Consider the following 14,310-nt stretch of genomic DNA (forward strand, 5'->3'; position numbering starts at 1 on the left):
AAGATTGGGCTTATACCCGCCTGCACCATTCCATTTTATTGGAATGGTTTCGCAGGCAAGATAAAACGCCTTGCTCTCTCTGCGAAGGTTTGAAATTTAAGCCACAGCCGCTGCTGTCATCTTAAAAATCCCCTGTGCATTGGATGCATCAAAGCGTAAATCTAATGCCTGGCTATTGGGGAGTTTGTCGCGGCTGATAAATTCGTAAAAAGAGCCGGGTACGGTACGGGTGATGGGGTGATTTTTTTCGTCGAGGAAAATCCGCTGCACCATGGCTGCCCGCAGCGCAGTCTGGCGCACTGCGCCTGAGCCGGAAATCTCAACACTGTCTTTAATTGGGTAGCCTTTAGCACGCAGCTCATCGGCCAGTGCAATTACATTGGCAACACGATCTGTTGCGTGGTTAAAGCGGTTGCCCTCGGTGCTGATCCATGCCATTTCGGCAGACTCTGCCAGCAGCGTTTCGTAATCCACCAGATGCGGCACTTCGTGCTGTACATCAAAACAGCCTACTAAAGCGGGCAGGAGGGTAGCGGCATCGTCAAAGCTTAAGGAATGATGTTCGCTCAATTGTGCCAGCAGGCTTAAATGCTCGGGCTTGAGCGGATCGCGGGAGTTGTGCACCACGCGCTCGGCAGCAATTTGGAAATTCATTGAGAATTGCTCAACGTGCAGCTCTGAAACAAAAAACTGCGAAATCACTTCGGGTAAATCCAGATGACAGTAAGCGCGGCCTGTCATTTTCAGTTTTTTAAGCGGATACACATTGGCCACGGCAAAACCCAGCGGCTCCAGAATGCGCTTAAATGCCAGCTCCCCATGCGGCAAAGCGCCGGTGCGTGGTGCATCCACGGTACGCAGCGCGCCATGGTCAAACAGCACTTTTTCGCCCGCAGCCAGTTTCTCCGCCACATAACGGGCGCCCTCAGGCACGGCCGCTAAGTTTTGCGCAAACAACATCATATTCATCGCCTGGGCCAGCAAGCCACGGCTTACGCGGGCATCGTTGGCACCCAGCAAGCGCGGGTCTACCTCGATCATGGCAAAAAGCTGCTGCGCTTTTTCTGCACCCGCAACACGAATCAGTAATTGAGCAAGCTGGGATGTTTCAAAGACATTCTGTTCCATTTTGGCAAGACCTTTAATGAATGTGAGTGGATGCGTGGTGTGTGGCGCAATGTGGATGCAGGTTATAGGGCAGGTGAAACCCGCGTATTTTTTAGCAATGCTTGTCGCTTTGCCCTTGTAATGTTGCCAGCGTTACAGTACGACACAGTGTGCTCAGTCTGGAATGATTTCGTTTTCACTTCAAGCGATGTATTCTTATTACATCATTCCTAAAACTCATGAAGTGTATGCGGCGTATTCTTCCATCCCTAGGTGCTTTACAGTGTTTTGATGCGGCAGCGCGGCAGCTGAGTTTTACCCGTGCCGCTGAGGAACTCAATATCACGCAAAGCGCTGTCAGCCGGCAGATTCGTTTGCTGGAAGAATTCTTAGGCAGGGCGCTTTTCCACCGGATTAAGCAACGTTTAGTGATGACCGATGCGGGGGAGTCCTATGCGCGGGATATCCGGGATGTACTGGACAGGGCGGAGGCGGCCACGCTGGCCCTGATGGCGTACAGCGGCACCAGCGGCGCGCTTAATTTAGCCATTCTGCCCACCTTTGGCTCGCGCTGGTTAGTGCCCAGGTTGGGGAGCTTTACTACCCGCTACCCGGAAATCCAGCTTAATTTACTGACGCGCTTAAAGCCTTTTGATTTTGCTAAAGAAGAAATTGATGTGGCAATTCACTTTGGCGATACCTCCTGGCCTGGCGTGGAATACCACCATTTAATGAACGAAGTCACCGTGCCGATTTGCGCCCCCAGCCTGCTGGCTGGCCGCTGCTTGAAAGGCCCCGGTGATCTGATGAGTTTTACTTTATTGCAACACAGCACCCGCCCCGATGCATGGGCTAATTGGTTTGAAGCGGTGGGCGAGCCCAGCATCAACGCGGTAAAAGGCCCGAGGTTTGAGCAGTTTTATATGGTGATACAGGCTGCCCTGGCCGGGCTGGGCATGGCGGTATTGCCGCTATTTTTAGTGCAGGACGAGCTGGCCAGCGGGCGTTTGGTGGTGGCGGTGGATCGTCCCGTGCCCAGCCGTAATGCCTATTATCTGGTTCATCCCAACAGCAAGCGCGATGCCTATCCGGTGAAGGTGTTTAAGGATTGGCTGCTGGAGCAGTGTGAGTTGGGGTGAAGTACGGGTTTCGCCCCGTACGGGTTAAGCAAAGTCAAAAAGATAGTGCCTTCGGCACGTTGATTTTGGTGCGGAATCCCCGCGAAGTATGTGATTTCTGCTTCGCCAGAAATCATAGTACGCAAAGAAGGCGACCCTAAGAAACACGAAGGCCCCCACCCCGCTTGTTCCTCGCTACGGCGTGTTTCAAGGGGACTTTAAAGCCCTGTGCAGAGAGCGTGGTGACGGTTTTTTTCGCTGTTTTCGAATAGAAAACAAATTGCTTAGCGCTAATGAAATTGCACCCGTCCTGCAAATGCCACGACTTCTGCAGGCAAGGCCACAAAATGTTATTCAATCTGTGAAATAAAAAACGAGGCCCCTGAGCAGTGCCTCGTTTCTATTGGAGATCTGTTTCAGGTATTCACTGTGTAGCTGGTGCTGTTGCCGTTTGCGCCTGTAATCGATACGGTAAATTGCTTGGCCGAGGTACGGGTGATGACGGCTTTACTGCCATTAGCACCAGTGATTTCGCAGCTGCCGCTGGTGGCGTTAAAGTTGGTGTATTTCACTTGAATGGTGCCTGTACCATAGTTGACTGCATAACTGCCGTTTACTGTGCCATTGCTGTAAGTCAGATTACTGCTCCAGCCCCGTGTGCCATCGCTGTAGTAGCAGGACATTGCCCCTTTGCTAAAATCGCAAGTTGATGAGCCATTAATAGCCTGGTTGGTAAAGCCATTTCCGTTCACCGTAAAGTTGGTGTATTTGGAGGTGTAGGAAAAATCGCTTGGGCTGACGTAGCGGTTATAAGTCAGCGAGAAAGTACCGTTATAAGTGGCCAAACCGTTAATGTTGCACTGGTTATAGGTGTAGGTCAGTACGGTTCCGGCGGCGATGCCGGTGGTGGGGATATCGTAGCTGATACTGCCCGAGCCGCCAGAGCCAAAGAGCGAGCAGCTGATACTGCTGCTGATCCCGGTAGGCAGGCTGCCAATTTCAACCCCCAGCGGGCCTTTCACCCCGGTGCCTGCCGCGGCTGATTGGGCTGCACTCAGGCCATCTGTAGCCTCGGTGGAGAGTTTATTGGCCTCTGTCTGGCTGGAGTCCAGTACGGTGGTTGCTGCCGCATTAGGAGCAGGCACGGTGCCGGATGATGGATTGGGTGTGGGGGTAGGAGTTGTTGAGGAAGACGCCGGAGTAGTCGCAGCCGTCGTGCTGCTTGAGCCTCCGCCACCGCAGGCGGCCAGTGTGGCACTTACAGCACTTGCAATCAGTAATACTTTTAAGTCTTTCGTCATGATTTTTTCCTTTGGGCTCAGAGACAGAGACAAATACTTGCTCAGGCAGTCAAGCAAATAAGGAAAAAAATTCAAGAAGCAAATAGATAAACCCGCAGGAAAATAACGCTAGTCGATTACTCTGTGCCGCTGGGTTAAAAGTGCCAGCTAAAAAAGCTTTTAAGGACTAATAAGCGCTGATCGCTGCCAGGATAGCGAACCGTAGCGGCGGCAAGGCCATTGCGTTTCAGTATGCCTGGCTGGCTGCTGCCGGGCTGATAGCTTTGATAAGCAAACCCAAGGCCCAGCCTTGCATTTGGAGTGCAGCGCCACTCTGCATCCAGCGCCCAGCGCCAATCGGTATGCTGATCTGTATCCAGCTCTGTGGTGTCGTACAGGCCTTGTGTATCAACTGTCAGGCGGTTTTGATGCTGAGGCAGGATATCCAGCTGAGTATTCAGCGCAACAGGCAGCGCATCCATTTGCCACTGCCAGCTCAGGCTTAAAACAAAGCGCTGGCTGTTAAGTGTTTCATTGAGTGGCAAAGAGCCCAGCGCGGGCAAAATATGGCGGTCAGTTTGCAAGCCATTCAGGCCTGCGCCCAGCGTAATTTGCTGCTGATCAGCAACCTGCCACTGATAGCCCAGCAAGGCTTGCCAGCTTTCTATATTCAGCTCGGTGTGGGTAGCAAGCGGGATGCCCATTTGGGTATAGCCCTGATAATCCACATCGCCCTCTGCACGGGAATAATCAATTTTAATCAGCCAGGGCGCTTCTTTGGCCTGCATACTGATCTCAAACTGCGGCAGATGGCCCGATTCCTGATTAATCACTGTGCCAATCTGATTATGCTCTTCAGCCTGGTAATGCAGCGTGGCCACTGCGGGCTGAATAGAAAACTCTGCAGCATGGATGCAAGGGCTGATCAAAAAAGCAGGCAAGAGTCGCTTAAAGAGTGGCATAAGCTGCCTCAGGTGTGATGGCTGACTACCAGTGTAGGAATAATTGCAAAAAGTGCATTCCACACCGCAGCCAGCTTGCCCCGCTATTGATTAAATAACTTCCTCCGGCCTGCCGATCAGATAGCCCTGCATGGCGGTGATTTTCATGGCCTTTAATAAAGCCAGCTGTGATTCGCTTTCAATACCCTGAGCAATGGTGGTGATATTCAGCGATTCGGCTACCTGGATCAGCGACAGAATCATTTCTTTGGTGTCTTTATGCACGGCCATATCGCTGATTAAGCGGCGGTCTATCTTCACATAATTGGGTTTTAATTCACGGATCAAAGCGGCGGCAGAGGCCGCAAAACCATACTGATCAATCCCAAAGCCAAAGCCCGCATCACGCAGCAGCCGGGCAAAGCGTCTGGCTAATTCTGGCGCTGCAATTAATTGATGCTCTGGGACTTCAAAAGAAATGCGGGCAGCGTGTTTTTTAAGCTTATTTAAGCGGGCCACAAATTCATCCTGCCCGGTTAAGCTGCCCAGCGCGCCTAATAAACCTGCATTCAGCGCAATAGACTGGCCCTGCAAAGTGGCGGCGTTTTCTAATTTGCTGATGGCTAAATCAAATAAAGATTGCTCGGCGGCCTGCAATAAACCATGTCTTGCCGCCATGGGCATAAAGAGGCCTGCACTGATCCATGGGCCATCCTGATGACGCAGGCGGGCGGTCAGCTCCTGATGCACGATTTGTTTATCTGCAATATTTTGTACCGATTGCGCCTGAATACCCCAGCTTTTATCCAAAATAGCGGCCTGCAATACTTCGCGCCATTGTTGCGAGCCATTAGGCAATTGATTCGATGATTCATTAGCCGACATACGCTGGCGTGATTCGCCGCCATTAAACAGCGCCTGCTGCAGGGCTAAATCGGTGGCAGAAAGCAATTTGGATTTAAGCGTGCCATGTTCAAAATCTACAATCGCCACGCCATATTGCAAAGGGCGCTCCAGTGCAGCGGTGATTTCTTTCAGGCTGGCTAAAATCTGATCGCCCATCAGATCAATTTGCCCGCTGTTCAGATTAAAGTGCAGGGCAAACAAAGTGGTGCCGTTCAGCCGGGCAATCAGCGGGCTTTGCTGAGCCATTTTTTCCAGTAATACATGCGCCACCTGTTTAAGAATAGCGTCGCCTTTCTGATAGCCCTCACGGTTATTAAATTCGCTTAAGTCTTCCAGCTGAATGGCAAATGCGGCCCCGATGCTGTCTTGCGGCAATTTTTTAAGTAAGCCATCAAGGCGTAAATCTAAATTACGGCGATTATCCAGTCCAGTGGTGGTATCGGTAAAAGCCTGATGGCGGTATTCCTCGGCACGCTGCTGCTCAATGCTTAAAAACTGCCGTACCCGCTCAATCATCACATTAAAAGCCAGCACAACCCGGCGAAATTCGCGGGTATCGGGCAGGTGTTTGATAGGGTTAAATTCGCGCTCTTGCACCTCGTTGGCCGATTTTTCAATGGCGCTGAGCGGCTGCAGCAAAATGCGTACTAAAAAGTTCATCACCAGCAGGCTGATCACATAGGCCGCCAGCAATAAAGCCAGCGTATGGGTCAGCACATCCCAAAGCTGCTTGTAAGCCAGCGCAGGCTCGCTGATCACCACCACCCGCCCAAGCTGGCGCCAGCCATCACTCAGTAGTGCCGTGCCGGGGGCAGGATCTAAATGCTGCCACTTTATAAACCAGGCTGGCACACCCGCAATTGGCTTGGCCTGCTCCATTTTTGCCATGGTTTTACCGCTTAAAGCCACAATCTCGATGCGCTGAAAATAAGCTCTGTCCAGCAAGGATTTAATCGCGGTTTCTGCCAGAACCACATCGTTTTTACCCAGTGCGCGTGATATCGGATAAACCAGCGAGGTAGCCGCATCCTGGGCTGTAGAGGCCAGCTGCGCTTCTACATATAGCCGTGTGCTGTGCACGCGCTCGGCAAACAGGCCGATCATTAACAGGGTGAACAATAACGTTAAGCCGATTAAAAATTTAAGCCTGAGTGACATGCTGATTCTCTGTTGTGGGCTATTGGGGGGGCTGTGCAGGAGCCGCTGCTCCTGTGGTGCTGGCATTTAAACAGGCCGGGTTTGTTTATCCACCTGCGCCGTGCTCCAGCCTAAGGCAACAATCACGGTAAAGAGCAGGGCATTGGCGGGGATTTGTAAATTGAAATCCACCAGACTGTGCAAAAAGATTTCCAGCATCGCCATCAGCACGCCAAGGGCAATGCCACGGGCCACCGGGTGTTTGCGAATTTTAATTGTGGTGATAATTTGCCACAGCGCAGAGAGCGCCAAAATCGCAAAAAGGCTTGCGCCAATTACGCCGTAATCCGTCAGAATCTCAACATAATCATTGTGGGCATGATCGTAATAACCTTTGGAGCTGGCAGGGCGGTATTGGGGGAAAATAGAGTAAAACGTCCCCGCGCCCGATCCTGTCCAGAAATAATCGCCCACCGCACGTTGGGCATAAGCCACAGGCAGGGTGCGCTCTTCTACCGATTCCTCGATATGGGGCTGAACAAAATTAAGCGAGTTTGCCCCGGCTTGCTGCGCCTTGCTGATGACGGCGGCTTTGGCAGAATTATTCAGCTGGGTAGCCTCCAGCCGGTCTACCACTTTATCCAGCCCCACCCACTGGCCCAGTATCCAGATATCAATCAGCACCAGGCTGATTAACAAGACAAAAATAACTTTACGCACCTTTGGGCTAAATACGGCATATAAGGCCAGGCTTAAAAGCATGGCCGTAAAAAAGCCTGCATTCCCCATGCGGGATCGGGTCATGACCAGTGCTATGACTAAAATCACCAGCCCCAGACGCAGCAGCATTTTTTTGCTCAGCATAAAATCAAGCAAATTAACCGCCCATTTTTTATGCTGGCTGCCGGTGTTTTTTTCTAATTGCACAATAAATAAACCAATGCCCACAGATAAACACATGGCCAGCATGCCTGCCGCATTGTTGTGGTAAACATACGTGCCCAGCATGCGGCCATGGAAAACATCGCTGGTAAACAGCTCGTATTGCGCATTAAAAGAATATAAAAAACCGCCTAATAAAGCCTGAAAAAGCGCCATAAAAAGAAGGGCATAGGCTAAGGCCATCATTCGCCGGGAAGAGCGTACCAGCAATACCGTAAATAAAAAGGCACTGCCATAAATAAAACACAGCGCTGCTTGTAATTGGGTTTGTGCGGCATTAAGCGATAAGGTTGCACTGGCATCGGGCGCAATGTTTTGCCATATCTGCGCCGCATTGGGCGATAAGAATTGAATAAGCCCTAAGGGCAAAGGCGTGGCTTGCAACAGGGTCCAGCACAATAGCGCCAGTAATACACCTAAAGGCAGTGCAAATAATTTTAAGCGATCAATCACCAGAGGCCAGTGGCCACGGTAGCGCAGGGCTGCACTAAACCAAAGCACTAAACTCATACAGAGCAAAATACCCAGTGCCCATGTGCGATTACTGGCCAGTGGCAAAGGCGCCCAGCAAATCTGTGCAATTAAAAGCCAGAATAAAGGCTCATCACGGCGGGAATCTAAAACATTTATCATTAAAAACAAGGCTCAATTTATAGATTGGGGTGCAGATAAAAAACCAATCTGGCGCAATAGCGGCTAATGACAAGGCTTGAAATAACGGGCCAATAGCTTGCAAAGAACAGATAAAAAAAGAAGATGCCCGCAGGCATCTTCTTAGCATTGCAAATGCATGCTTAATTAGTTGCGAGAAACAGCAGAAGAGCCACCACCGCTAAGCGTTGGAGCCGCTGCACTGGTGAGTACTGGCGCGCCACCAGTACCTGTTGGGGTAGCAATAGTGGTATCAGCACCCGGACCTGCAGCCGTTGCCGCAGTGAATGCTGCCGGATCAAGGCCATTAGAAATAGCGGCAGCAACAATATCAGCCTGGCTGATACCCGCAGCAATTAAGCCACCCGCAATTTCTGGGCCTTTACATAGAGCGCCAGCCAAAACAGGCAGAATAGCAGCAGGTGCAACACCGTTTTTGCTCATCCCTTCAGCAACGTGCAGGCATGTAAAGCGCTGATTAAGTAATGCTACAGCCAGGACAGGGGCAGTAACATTGCTGGCTAAACCAGATTTAATAATTTCTGTTGCATTTTTGCCTGCCGTTTTCATTTCTGCCACAGATGGCTCAACCTGATTAGCTGGCATGCCTTTTTCAAAAGCAGCGTAAGCCGCTACGCTCATCACAGCGGATAAAGCTAAAGCGAGTACGGAAAATTTAAGTTTCATTACGCTAAACCTTCATAAAATTAGGATTATGTATTTCGCGAGAATATGCACTGACCACGCTATTGTCAATTGAATTTATATTATTCAAAGATAAAGTGTTGTTTGCTTAAAAGTGAAACATTTATGTGATATATTCCGCAAAAGTAATAAACCAAAAAACAGCTGTTGCTAATATATGCGCTAATTAAAATAATTCATTATTAGCAAATACTAATTTATTAAAAAATACGCCAGATTATGGGGGCATAGCTGCGCCCGCTGTTTAGTTATAGGTAATCACTAAATAATGCTTCTCTTAAATTGTAAGAATTTGCTGTAAGTTGATTTTTGCATGGTTGTTTTTTATGAAAAAAATCAATTAAAACAATAATTAAGTGTATTAATTAATGCGCGGGCTGGATAGAAATAATGCGGGCGAATGCAACAAGAAACGGATCACCATTATTAAGTACGCTGATTTTATTATTAGACATTGCAGCAGTCTGGATCAGCGCGTTTACAGCGGCAAAATGGCGTTTTGGTACTGAAGATCTGGATGGCAATTACGCCACCCTGGTGTTGGCAACCAGCCTGATGGTAGCGGGCTGCTCATCTGCCGTTTACAAATCATTTCGCGGTGGCAGCTGGCTGGCCATGCTGGGCAGGGTAAAGCTGACATGGCTGGTGTCTTGCGGCTTGCTGGTGGCCTGGCTGTTCTTTTCTAAAAGTGCAGATGCTTATTCCAGGCTATTTACAGGCACATGGATGGTGCTGATGCTGATCAGCCTGGTGCTGGAGCGCTCGCTGGTCTTGCTGGGTATGCGCTGGTTAAGCAAAAAAGGCTACAACACCAAAGATGTATTACTGGTAGGCACAGGCCCGATGAGCGCAGATCTGAGAAGGCGCGCCAAGCGATCATCGTGGAGTGGCTATCAGATCCGCAAGGTAGTTAACGCGCATTCATTAGATCTTGTTGAAAAACTAGCCGCAGATAATGATTTTGATGAGGTGTGGATAAACCTGGGCGTAAACGATACTGCGCTTATCCCCAAAGTGTTGCACGCACTGCGCTACAGCGCGGCCGATATCCGCGTGGTGCCGGATATGCTGACTTATAAAATTATGAATCACGGCATTACTTTTATCATGGGCATGCCCATGCTGGATATCTCTGCATCATCGCTGGGCGGCACAAATAAGCTGATTAAAAGAATAGAAGACTATTTACTGGCCAGCCTGATCCTTATTCTGATCAGCCCTGTATTACTTGGCATTGCCATTGCAGTAAAAATCACCTCCCCTGGCCCGGTATTCTTCAGGCAGCGCCGTCATGGCTGGAATGGCGAAGAAATAAAAGTATATAAATTTCGCAGTATGAAAGTGCACAGCGAAGACAAAAATATGGTGACCCAGGCACAAAAAAACGACAGCAGATTCACCCCCATTGGCCCCTTTTTACGCCGTACCAGCCTGGATGAATTGCCACAATTTATTAATGTATTACAAGGACGCATGAGTGTAGTAGGCCCAAGGCCCCACGCCGTGCAACATAATCATCATTATAAAGAGCTGATCCCCCGCTATATGCTGCGCCACAAAATGAAACCCGGCATTACCGGCTGGGCACAAATCAACGGCCTGCGCGGCGAAACAGATACGCTGGATAAAATGGAAGCACGCGTTAATTACGATTTACATTACTTAGAAAACTGGTCTTTGTATCTGGATTTAAAAATTGTGTTTTTGACGATATTCAAAGGCTTTATTAACAAAAACGCATATTAGAAAAATGTAAAGTAGTCAATGAAGTAAAAATCAGGCAGCTATTCATTAAACCCAAACCGATCGGATTATTAAAAGAATGACTCAAGCTAAAGTAGCCCTTATTACAGGGATTACCGGCCAGGATGGCTCTTACCTTGCTGAATTACTGCTGGAAAAAGGCTATATCGTGCACGGTATTAAACGCCGCGCCTCATCATTTAATACCCAGCGCGTAGACCATATCTATCAGGACCCGCATCTGGAAAACAGCCGCTTTAAGCTGCATTACGGCGATTTGAGTGACTCATCCAATCTGACCCGCATCTTAAAAGAAGTGCAGCCGGATGAGCTTTACAACCTGGGCGCACAATCGCATGTGGCGGTCAGCTTTGAATCGCCGGAATACACCGCAGATGTAGATGCCATGGGCACATTGCGTCTGCTGGAAGCCATCCGCTTTTTAGGCCTGGAAAAGAAAACACGCTTTTATCAGGCATCCACATCCGAGCTGTATGGCCTGGTACAGGAAATCCCACAAAAAGAAACCACCCCGTTTCACCCGCGCAGCCCTTACGCCGTGGCCAAGATGTACGCCTACTGGATTACCGTTAACTACCGCGAAGCTTATGGCATGTATGCCTGCAACGGCATCTTGTTTAACCACGAAAGCCCGCGCCGTGGTGAAACCTTTGTAACCCGCAAAATCACCCGTGGCCTGGCCCATATCGCCCAGGGCCTGGAGCAATGTCTGTATATGGGCAATATGGATGCCCTGCGTGATTGGGGCCACGCCAAAGATTATGTACGTATGCAATGGATGATGCTGCAACAGGATCAGCCCGATGATTTCGTTATCGCCACCGGCGTGCAATACAGCGTGCGCCAGTTTATTACCTGGAGCGCAGCGCATTTAGGCCTGGAGCTGGCATTTGAAGGCAAAGGCGTAAACGAAATCGCTATCGTAAAAAGCATCAGCGGCGACAAAGCCCCGGCATTAAACGTGGGCGATGTCATCGTGCGTGTAGACCCCCGTTATTTCCGCCCGGCCGAAGTAGAAACCTTGTTAGGCGACCCAAGCAAAGCCAAAGCCAAATTAGGCTGGACACCAGAAATCACCGTGCAGGAAATGTGTGCGGAAATGGTGGCGAATGATTTAAAAGAAGCCCGGCAGCATGCTTTGTTGAAGCTGAATGGGTTTGATGTGGCGGTGAGTAGCGAAAGATAGATTAAATCGGCCACACTGGTTAAATCAAATGGTCATATGAAAAATATGACCATTTGTGCTTTCAATTAAAAATGGATGTGTAAAGCGAGTGGCAACATTACGTAAACGCCTTTTGTCTGGTGCGGGCGTTAATTTATACGGGCAAATTATCACTATTCTCACGCAATTAGCATCCCTTCCAATATTTTTAAGTATTTGGAGTGTTGAAGAATACGGAGTTTGGTTGCTAATGACTTCTATTCCTGCATACATTTTGATGTCAGATTGTGGTTTTATTGCTGTAGCAATGAATAGAGTTTGTGTTTTAGTGGGTGCAGGCAAGGAAAATGATGCGCGCAGTTTATACCGAGCACAAATTGCATTAACAACAATAATATGCCTTTTTGTGGCAAGTGTTTCTGCAATTATTATATTTATATTGGATTTTAAAATAGGAAATTCCTTGGATGGTGGCGTGGCTCTGTATTTATTAATATTAGCAGCGCTTATACACGTATATTCCGGGATATTTGATACCGTATTCAGAGCATGTAATATTTATACAAAAGGCACGTTTTTTTTAGAGTCTTCGAGATTGATTGAGTGGGTAGGCGCGGTTGCAGGCGTTTATTGTTATAAGAGTTATCTTGGCGCTGCAGCAGGTTGGTTATGTGGCAGAACTCTAGCTGCAATTGGTATGTATATATATATTTTACAAAAATATTCTTTATATAAGCCAGGTTTTTCAAAAGCAAACTGGCAAGAGATGTGGTTACTAAAAAAAGATGCGTATGCATGGATGATGATGAAAGTGGGAGATTCCCTTAATATTCAAGGGATGTCTATTTTAGTTGGCAATATATTAGGGCCTGCAGCATTGACTTATTTCAATGCATATCGAACGATGGCTCGCTGCATATTGCAAGGAACATCAGCCCTGACTCATGCATTCTGGCCCGAGTTTTCTCGCTTGGCTGGTGAAAGTAACACAGATGCACTGGCAAGTTTTTTTAGAAAATCAAAATTAATTACTTTTGCTTCTGCGTTAACTTTGGCTGCGGGCTTATTACTGATATCTAAACCTTTATTATTTTATTGGTCTCATGGAAAAATTGAGTTCAGCTGGCACACAATGTTGCTGATAGTTGTTTATGGTGTCATATGCGCGTATTGGTATACGATTCGAATTTATTTAATGACTCAGAACAGACTGTTTCAAATGTCTAACTTATATAACGTAATTGCTGTTACGACTGTAAGTATTTCTTTGTTGCTTAGTGATCAATTAACATTGAATTTAATAATAATTGTAATATTAGTAGCCGAAGCAGTGTCTGCAATTGCAGCTAGTATCCTTTCAAGGGTGAGTAATGAATAGTAAATTAAATTTTTATATATTATTGACAGTTTTTTTTATGTTTTGGTCGGATCTTTTTAATTATATATTCGCAGGAACGCCATTGGTGGCCTGGAAGCAATTGGTTGCAATTAGTTATTGGATTATTGCATACAAAATTGCGACCAAAGCATGGCATTATGACTTGTTGAATATAAGTCTTGCTGTTGGGTTGGTGTTGTTTATAAATTCATATTTTATGTTTGATGTTGGTGTTGATACGTGTTTGTTTAATTTTTTAATATATTTTACAACGCCTGCGCTATTAGTTGTTTTGTTGTCTTGCCCCGTTAAATTTCTTTTAGATGAAAGAATGTATATCTTATGGGCAGTGTTTGTTTTTTTAAGTGTTGTCGGACTATTGATTGATTTAAATACAGATCTATTTTCATTTTTGCCAAGAAATGAAATGGATAGCGTTTTTTATCTGGTGAATAATGAAGTTAAGCGCGCAAGCTTATTCTTCCCCGCTTCGACTATGGCAGTGCCATTTATTGCAGCTGGTGCTATTTATTCTACAACAATTAAAAATAATTCAAAATGGATTGGGATATCACTTTCTGCTAGTTTACCTGTAGCGGCATTTGCTACAGGCAGCGTCAGTTCATATTTTGTAGCAATTGCTTGTTTAATAGGAATTGTTGCAACACAGAAAATAAGTATTGGAGGTGTTTTTTCTGGCTGTATTGCTATAAGTATTTGTGCTGGGTTGTATTTATCAAACTCTGGAGAAAATAGCACTGTGTCAAAGCAAATGGATCGTCTTTTAAATAATACACATGCAAATAGTCAATCAAATATGGAGCGACAACAATACTGGGATGATGCAATGAAGATAATAGAAAATTTCAATGTAATTGATCACCTTGTTGGAAAAGGTTACGGTGTTACTTTCCCAAAATTTGAGAAACAAATAGTTTATCCGCACGGTGAATCTTCGTTTTTTCAGTCTCATATTGAGCTTGGACTAATAGGAGATCTGGCAAGGGTTGTGCCATTTATTTATATAATAGGAATGTCAATACGAAGAAAAAAAATAGATGTTTTTCTTTGGGGGAGCAGTGTGTTTCTGGCCATAGCACTTGCACCTACAGCTGGATCTATTCCATTTCAAGTGCTAGTTGCATTAATGTTGTATTTTATTGCCACTAATGTTGAAAATAATTTTCAAATTAATGAATACATAATTGAGTAGTAT

11 protein-coding genes are annotated in these 14,310 nt (G+C 47.1%); 5 read left to right on the plus strand and 6 right to left on the minus strand.

Annotated features, from left to right (window positions below; translation table 11 throughout):
* Positions 1–96 precede the first annotated feature (96 nt).
* Positions 97–1,128, minus strand: a complete 1,032-nt coding sequence (locus HA050_RS20555) for a DUF1338 domain-containing protein (protein ID WP_166830234.1) — start codon at positions 1,126–1,128, stop codon at positions 97–99.
* Positions 1,129–1,355: 227 nt separating this feature from the next.
* Between HA050_RS20555 and gcvA the strand changes: the two genes are divergently transcribed.
* Positions 1,356–2,246 (plus strand): transcriptional regulator GcvA, encoded by an 891-nt coding sequence (gene gcvA, locus HA050_RS20560; protein WP_166830236.1) that lies wholly within the window; start codon positions 1,356–1,358, stop codon positions 2,244–2,246.
* Positions 2,247–2,641: 395 nt separating this feature from the next.
* Here the strand turns inward: gcvA and HA050_RS20565 are convergent, their stop codons facing one another.
* The 5 genes from HA050_RS20565 to HA050_RS20585 form a co-directional block, all read right to left on the minus strand.
* Positions 2,642–3,526 carry a hypothetical protein gene (locus tag HA050_RS20565; RefSeq protein WP_166830237.1) on the minus strand — a complete coding sequence of 295 codons (885 nt, stop codon included), beginning with the start codon at positions 3,524–3,526 and terminating at the stop codon, positions 2,642–2,644.
* A 134-nt stretch (positions 3,527–3,660) separates the two neighbouring features.
* Entirely contained in the window at positions 3,661–4,467 is an 807-nt protein-coding gene (locus HA050_RS20570; protein WP_166830239.1) for a hypothetical protein, read from the minus strand.
* Between the two features lie 90 nt (positions 4,468–4,557).
* The gene (locus HA050_RS20575; protein ID WP_166830241.1) at positions 4,558–6,510 is read right to left on the minus strand and encodes a bifunctional diguanylate cyclase/phosphodiesterase; all 1,953 of its coding nucleotides are present in this window, start codon (positions 6,508–6,510) and stop codon (positions 4,558–4,560) included.
* 66 nt (positions 6,511–6,576) lie between these two features.
* Positions 6,577–8,064, minus strand: coding sequence for an O-antigen ligase family protein (locus tag HA050_RS20580; RefSeq protein WP_166830243.1), 1,488 nt, complete (start codon positions 8,062–8,064; stop codon positions 6,577–6,579).
* A 165-nt stretch (positions 8,065–8,229) separates the two neighbouring features.
* The gene (locus HA050_RS20585) at positions 8,230–8,769 is read right to left on the minus strand and encodes a hypothetical protein (protein WP_166830245.1); all 540 of its coding nucleotides are present in this window, start codon (positions 8,767–8,769) and stop codon (positions 8,230–8,232) included.
* A 408-nt stretch (positions 8,770–9,177) separates the two neighbouring features.
* On the opposite strand from HA050_RS20585, the gene HA050_RS20590 reads away from it, so the two are divergent.
* The 4 genes from HA050_RS20590 to HA050_RS20605 all read left to right on the plus strand — a co-directional run bounded on the left by HA050_RS20590 (position 9,178) and on the right by HA050_RS20605 (position 14,307).
* On the plus strand, positions 9,178–10,533 hold the full coding sequence (locus HA050_RS20590) for an undecaprenyl-phosphate glucose phosphotransferase (protein WP_166830247.1): 1,356 nt from the start codon (positions 9,178–9,180) through the stop codon (positions 10,531–10,533).
* 76 nt (positions 10,534–10,609) lie between these two features.
* The gene (gene gmd, locus HA050_RS20595; RefSeq protein WP_166830249.1) at positions 10,610–11,737 is read left to right on the plus strand and encodes a GDP-mannose 4,6-dehydratase; all 1,128 of its coding nucleotides are present in this window, start codon (positions 10,610–10,612) and stop codon (positions 11,735–11,737) included.
* 88 nt (positions 11,738–11,825) lie between these two features.
* Positions 11,826–13,094, plus strand: a complete 1,269-nt coding sequence (locus tag HA050_RS20600; protein ID WP_166830251.1) for a lipopolysaccharide biosynthesis protein — start codon at positions 11,826–11,828, stop codon at positions 13,092–13,094.
* A complete protein-coding gene (locus HA050_RS20605) occupies positions 13,087–14,307 on the plus strand; it encodes an O-antigen ligase family protein (protein WP_166830253.1) in 1,221 nt (406 codons plus the stop codon). Before HA050_RS20600 ends, HA050_RS20605 begins: the two co-directional genes overlap by 8 nt.
* Positions 14,308–14,310: the final 3 nt, after the last annotated feature.

Origin of the sequence: Iodobacter violaceini, from assembly GCF_011601265.1 — a bacterium.
Taxonomy (GTDB): Bacteria; Pseudomonadota; Gammaproteobacteria; order Burkholderiales; family Chitinibacteraceae; genus Iodobacter; species Iodobacter violaceini.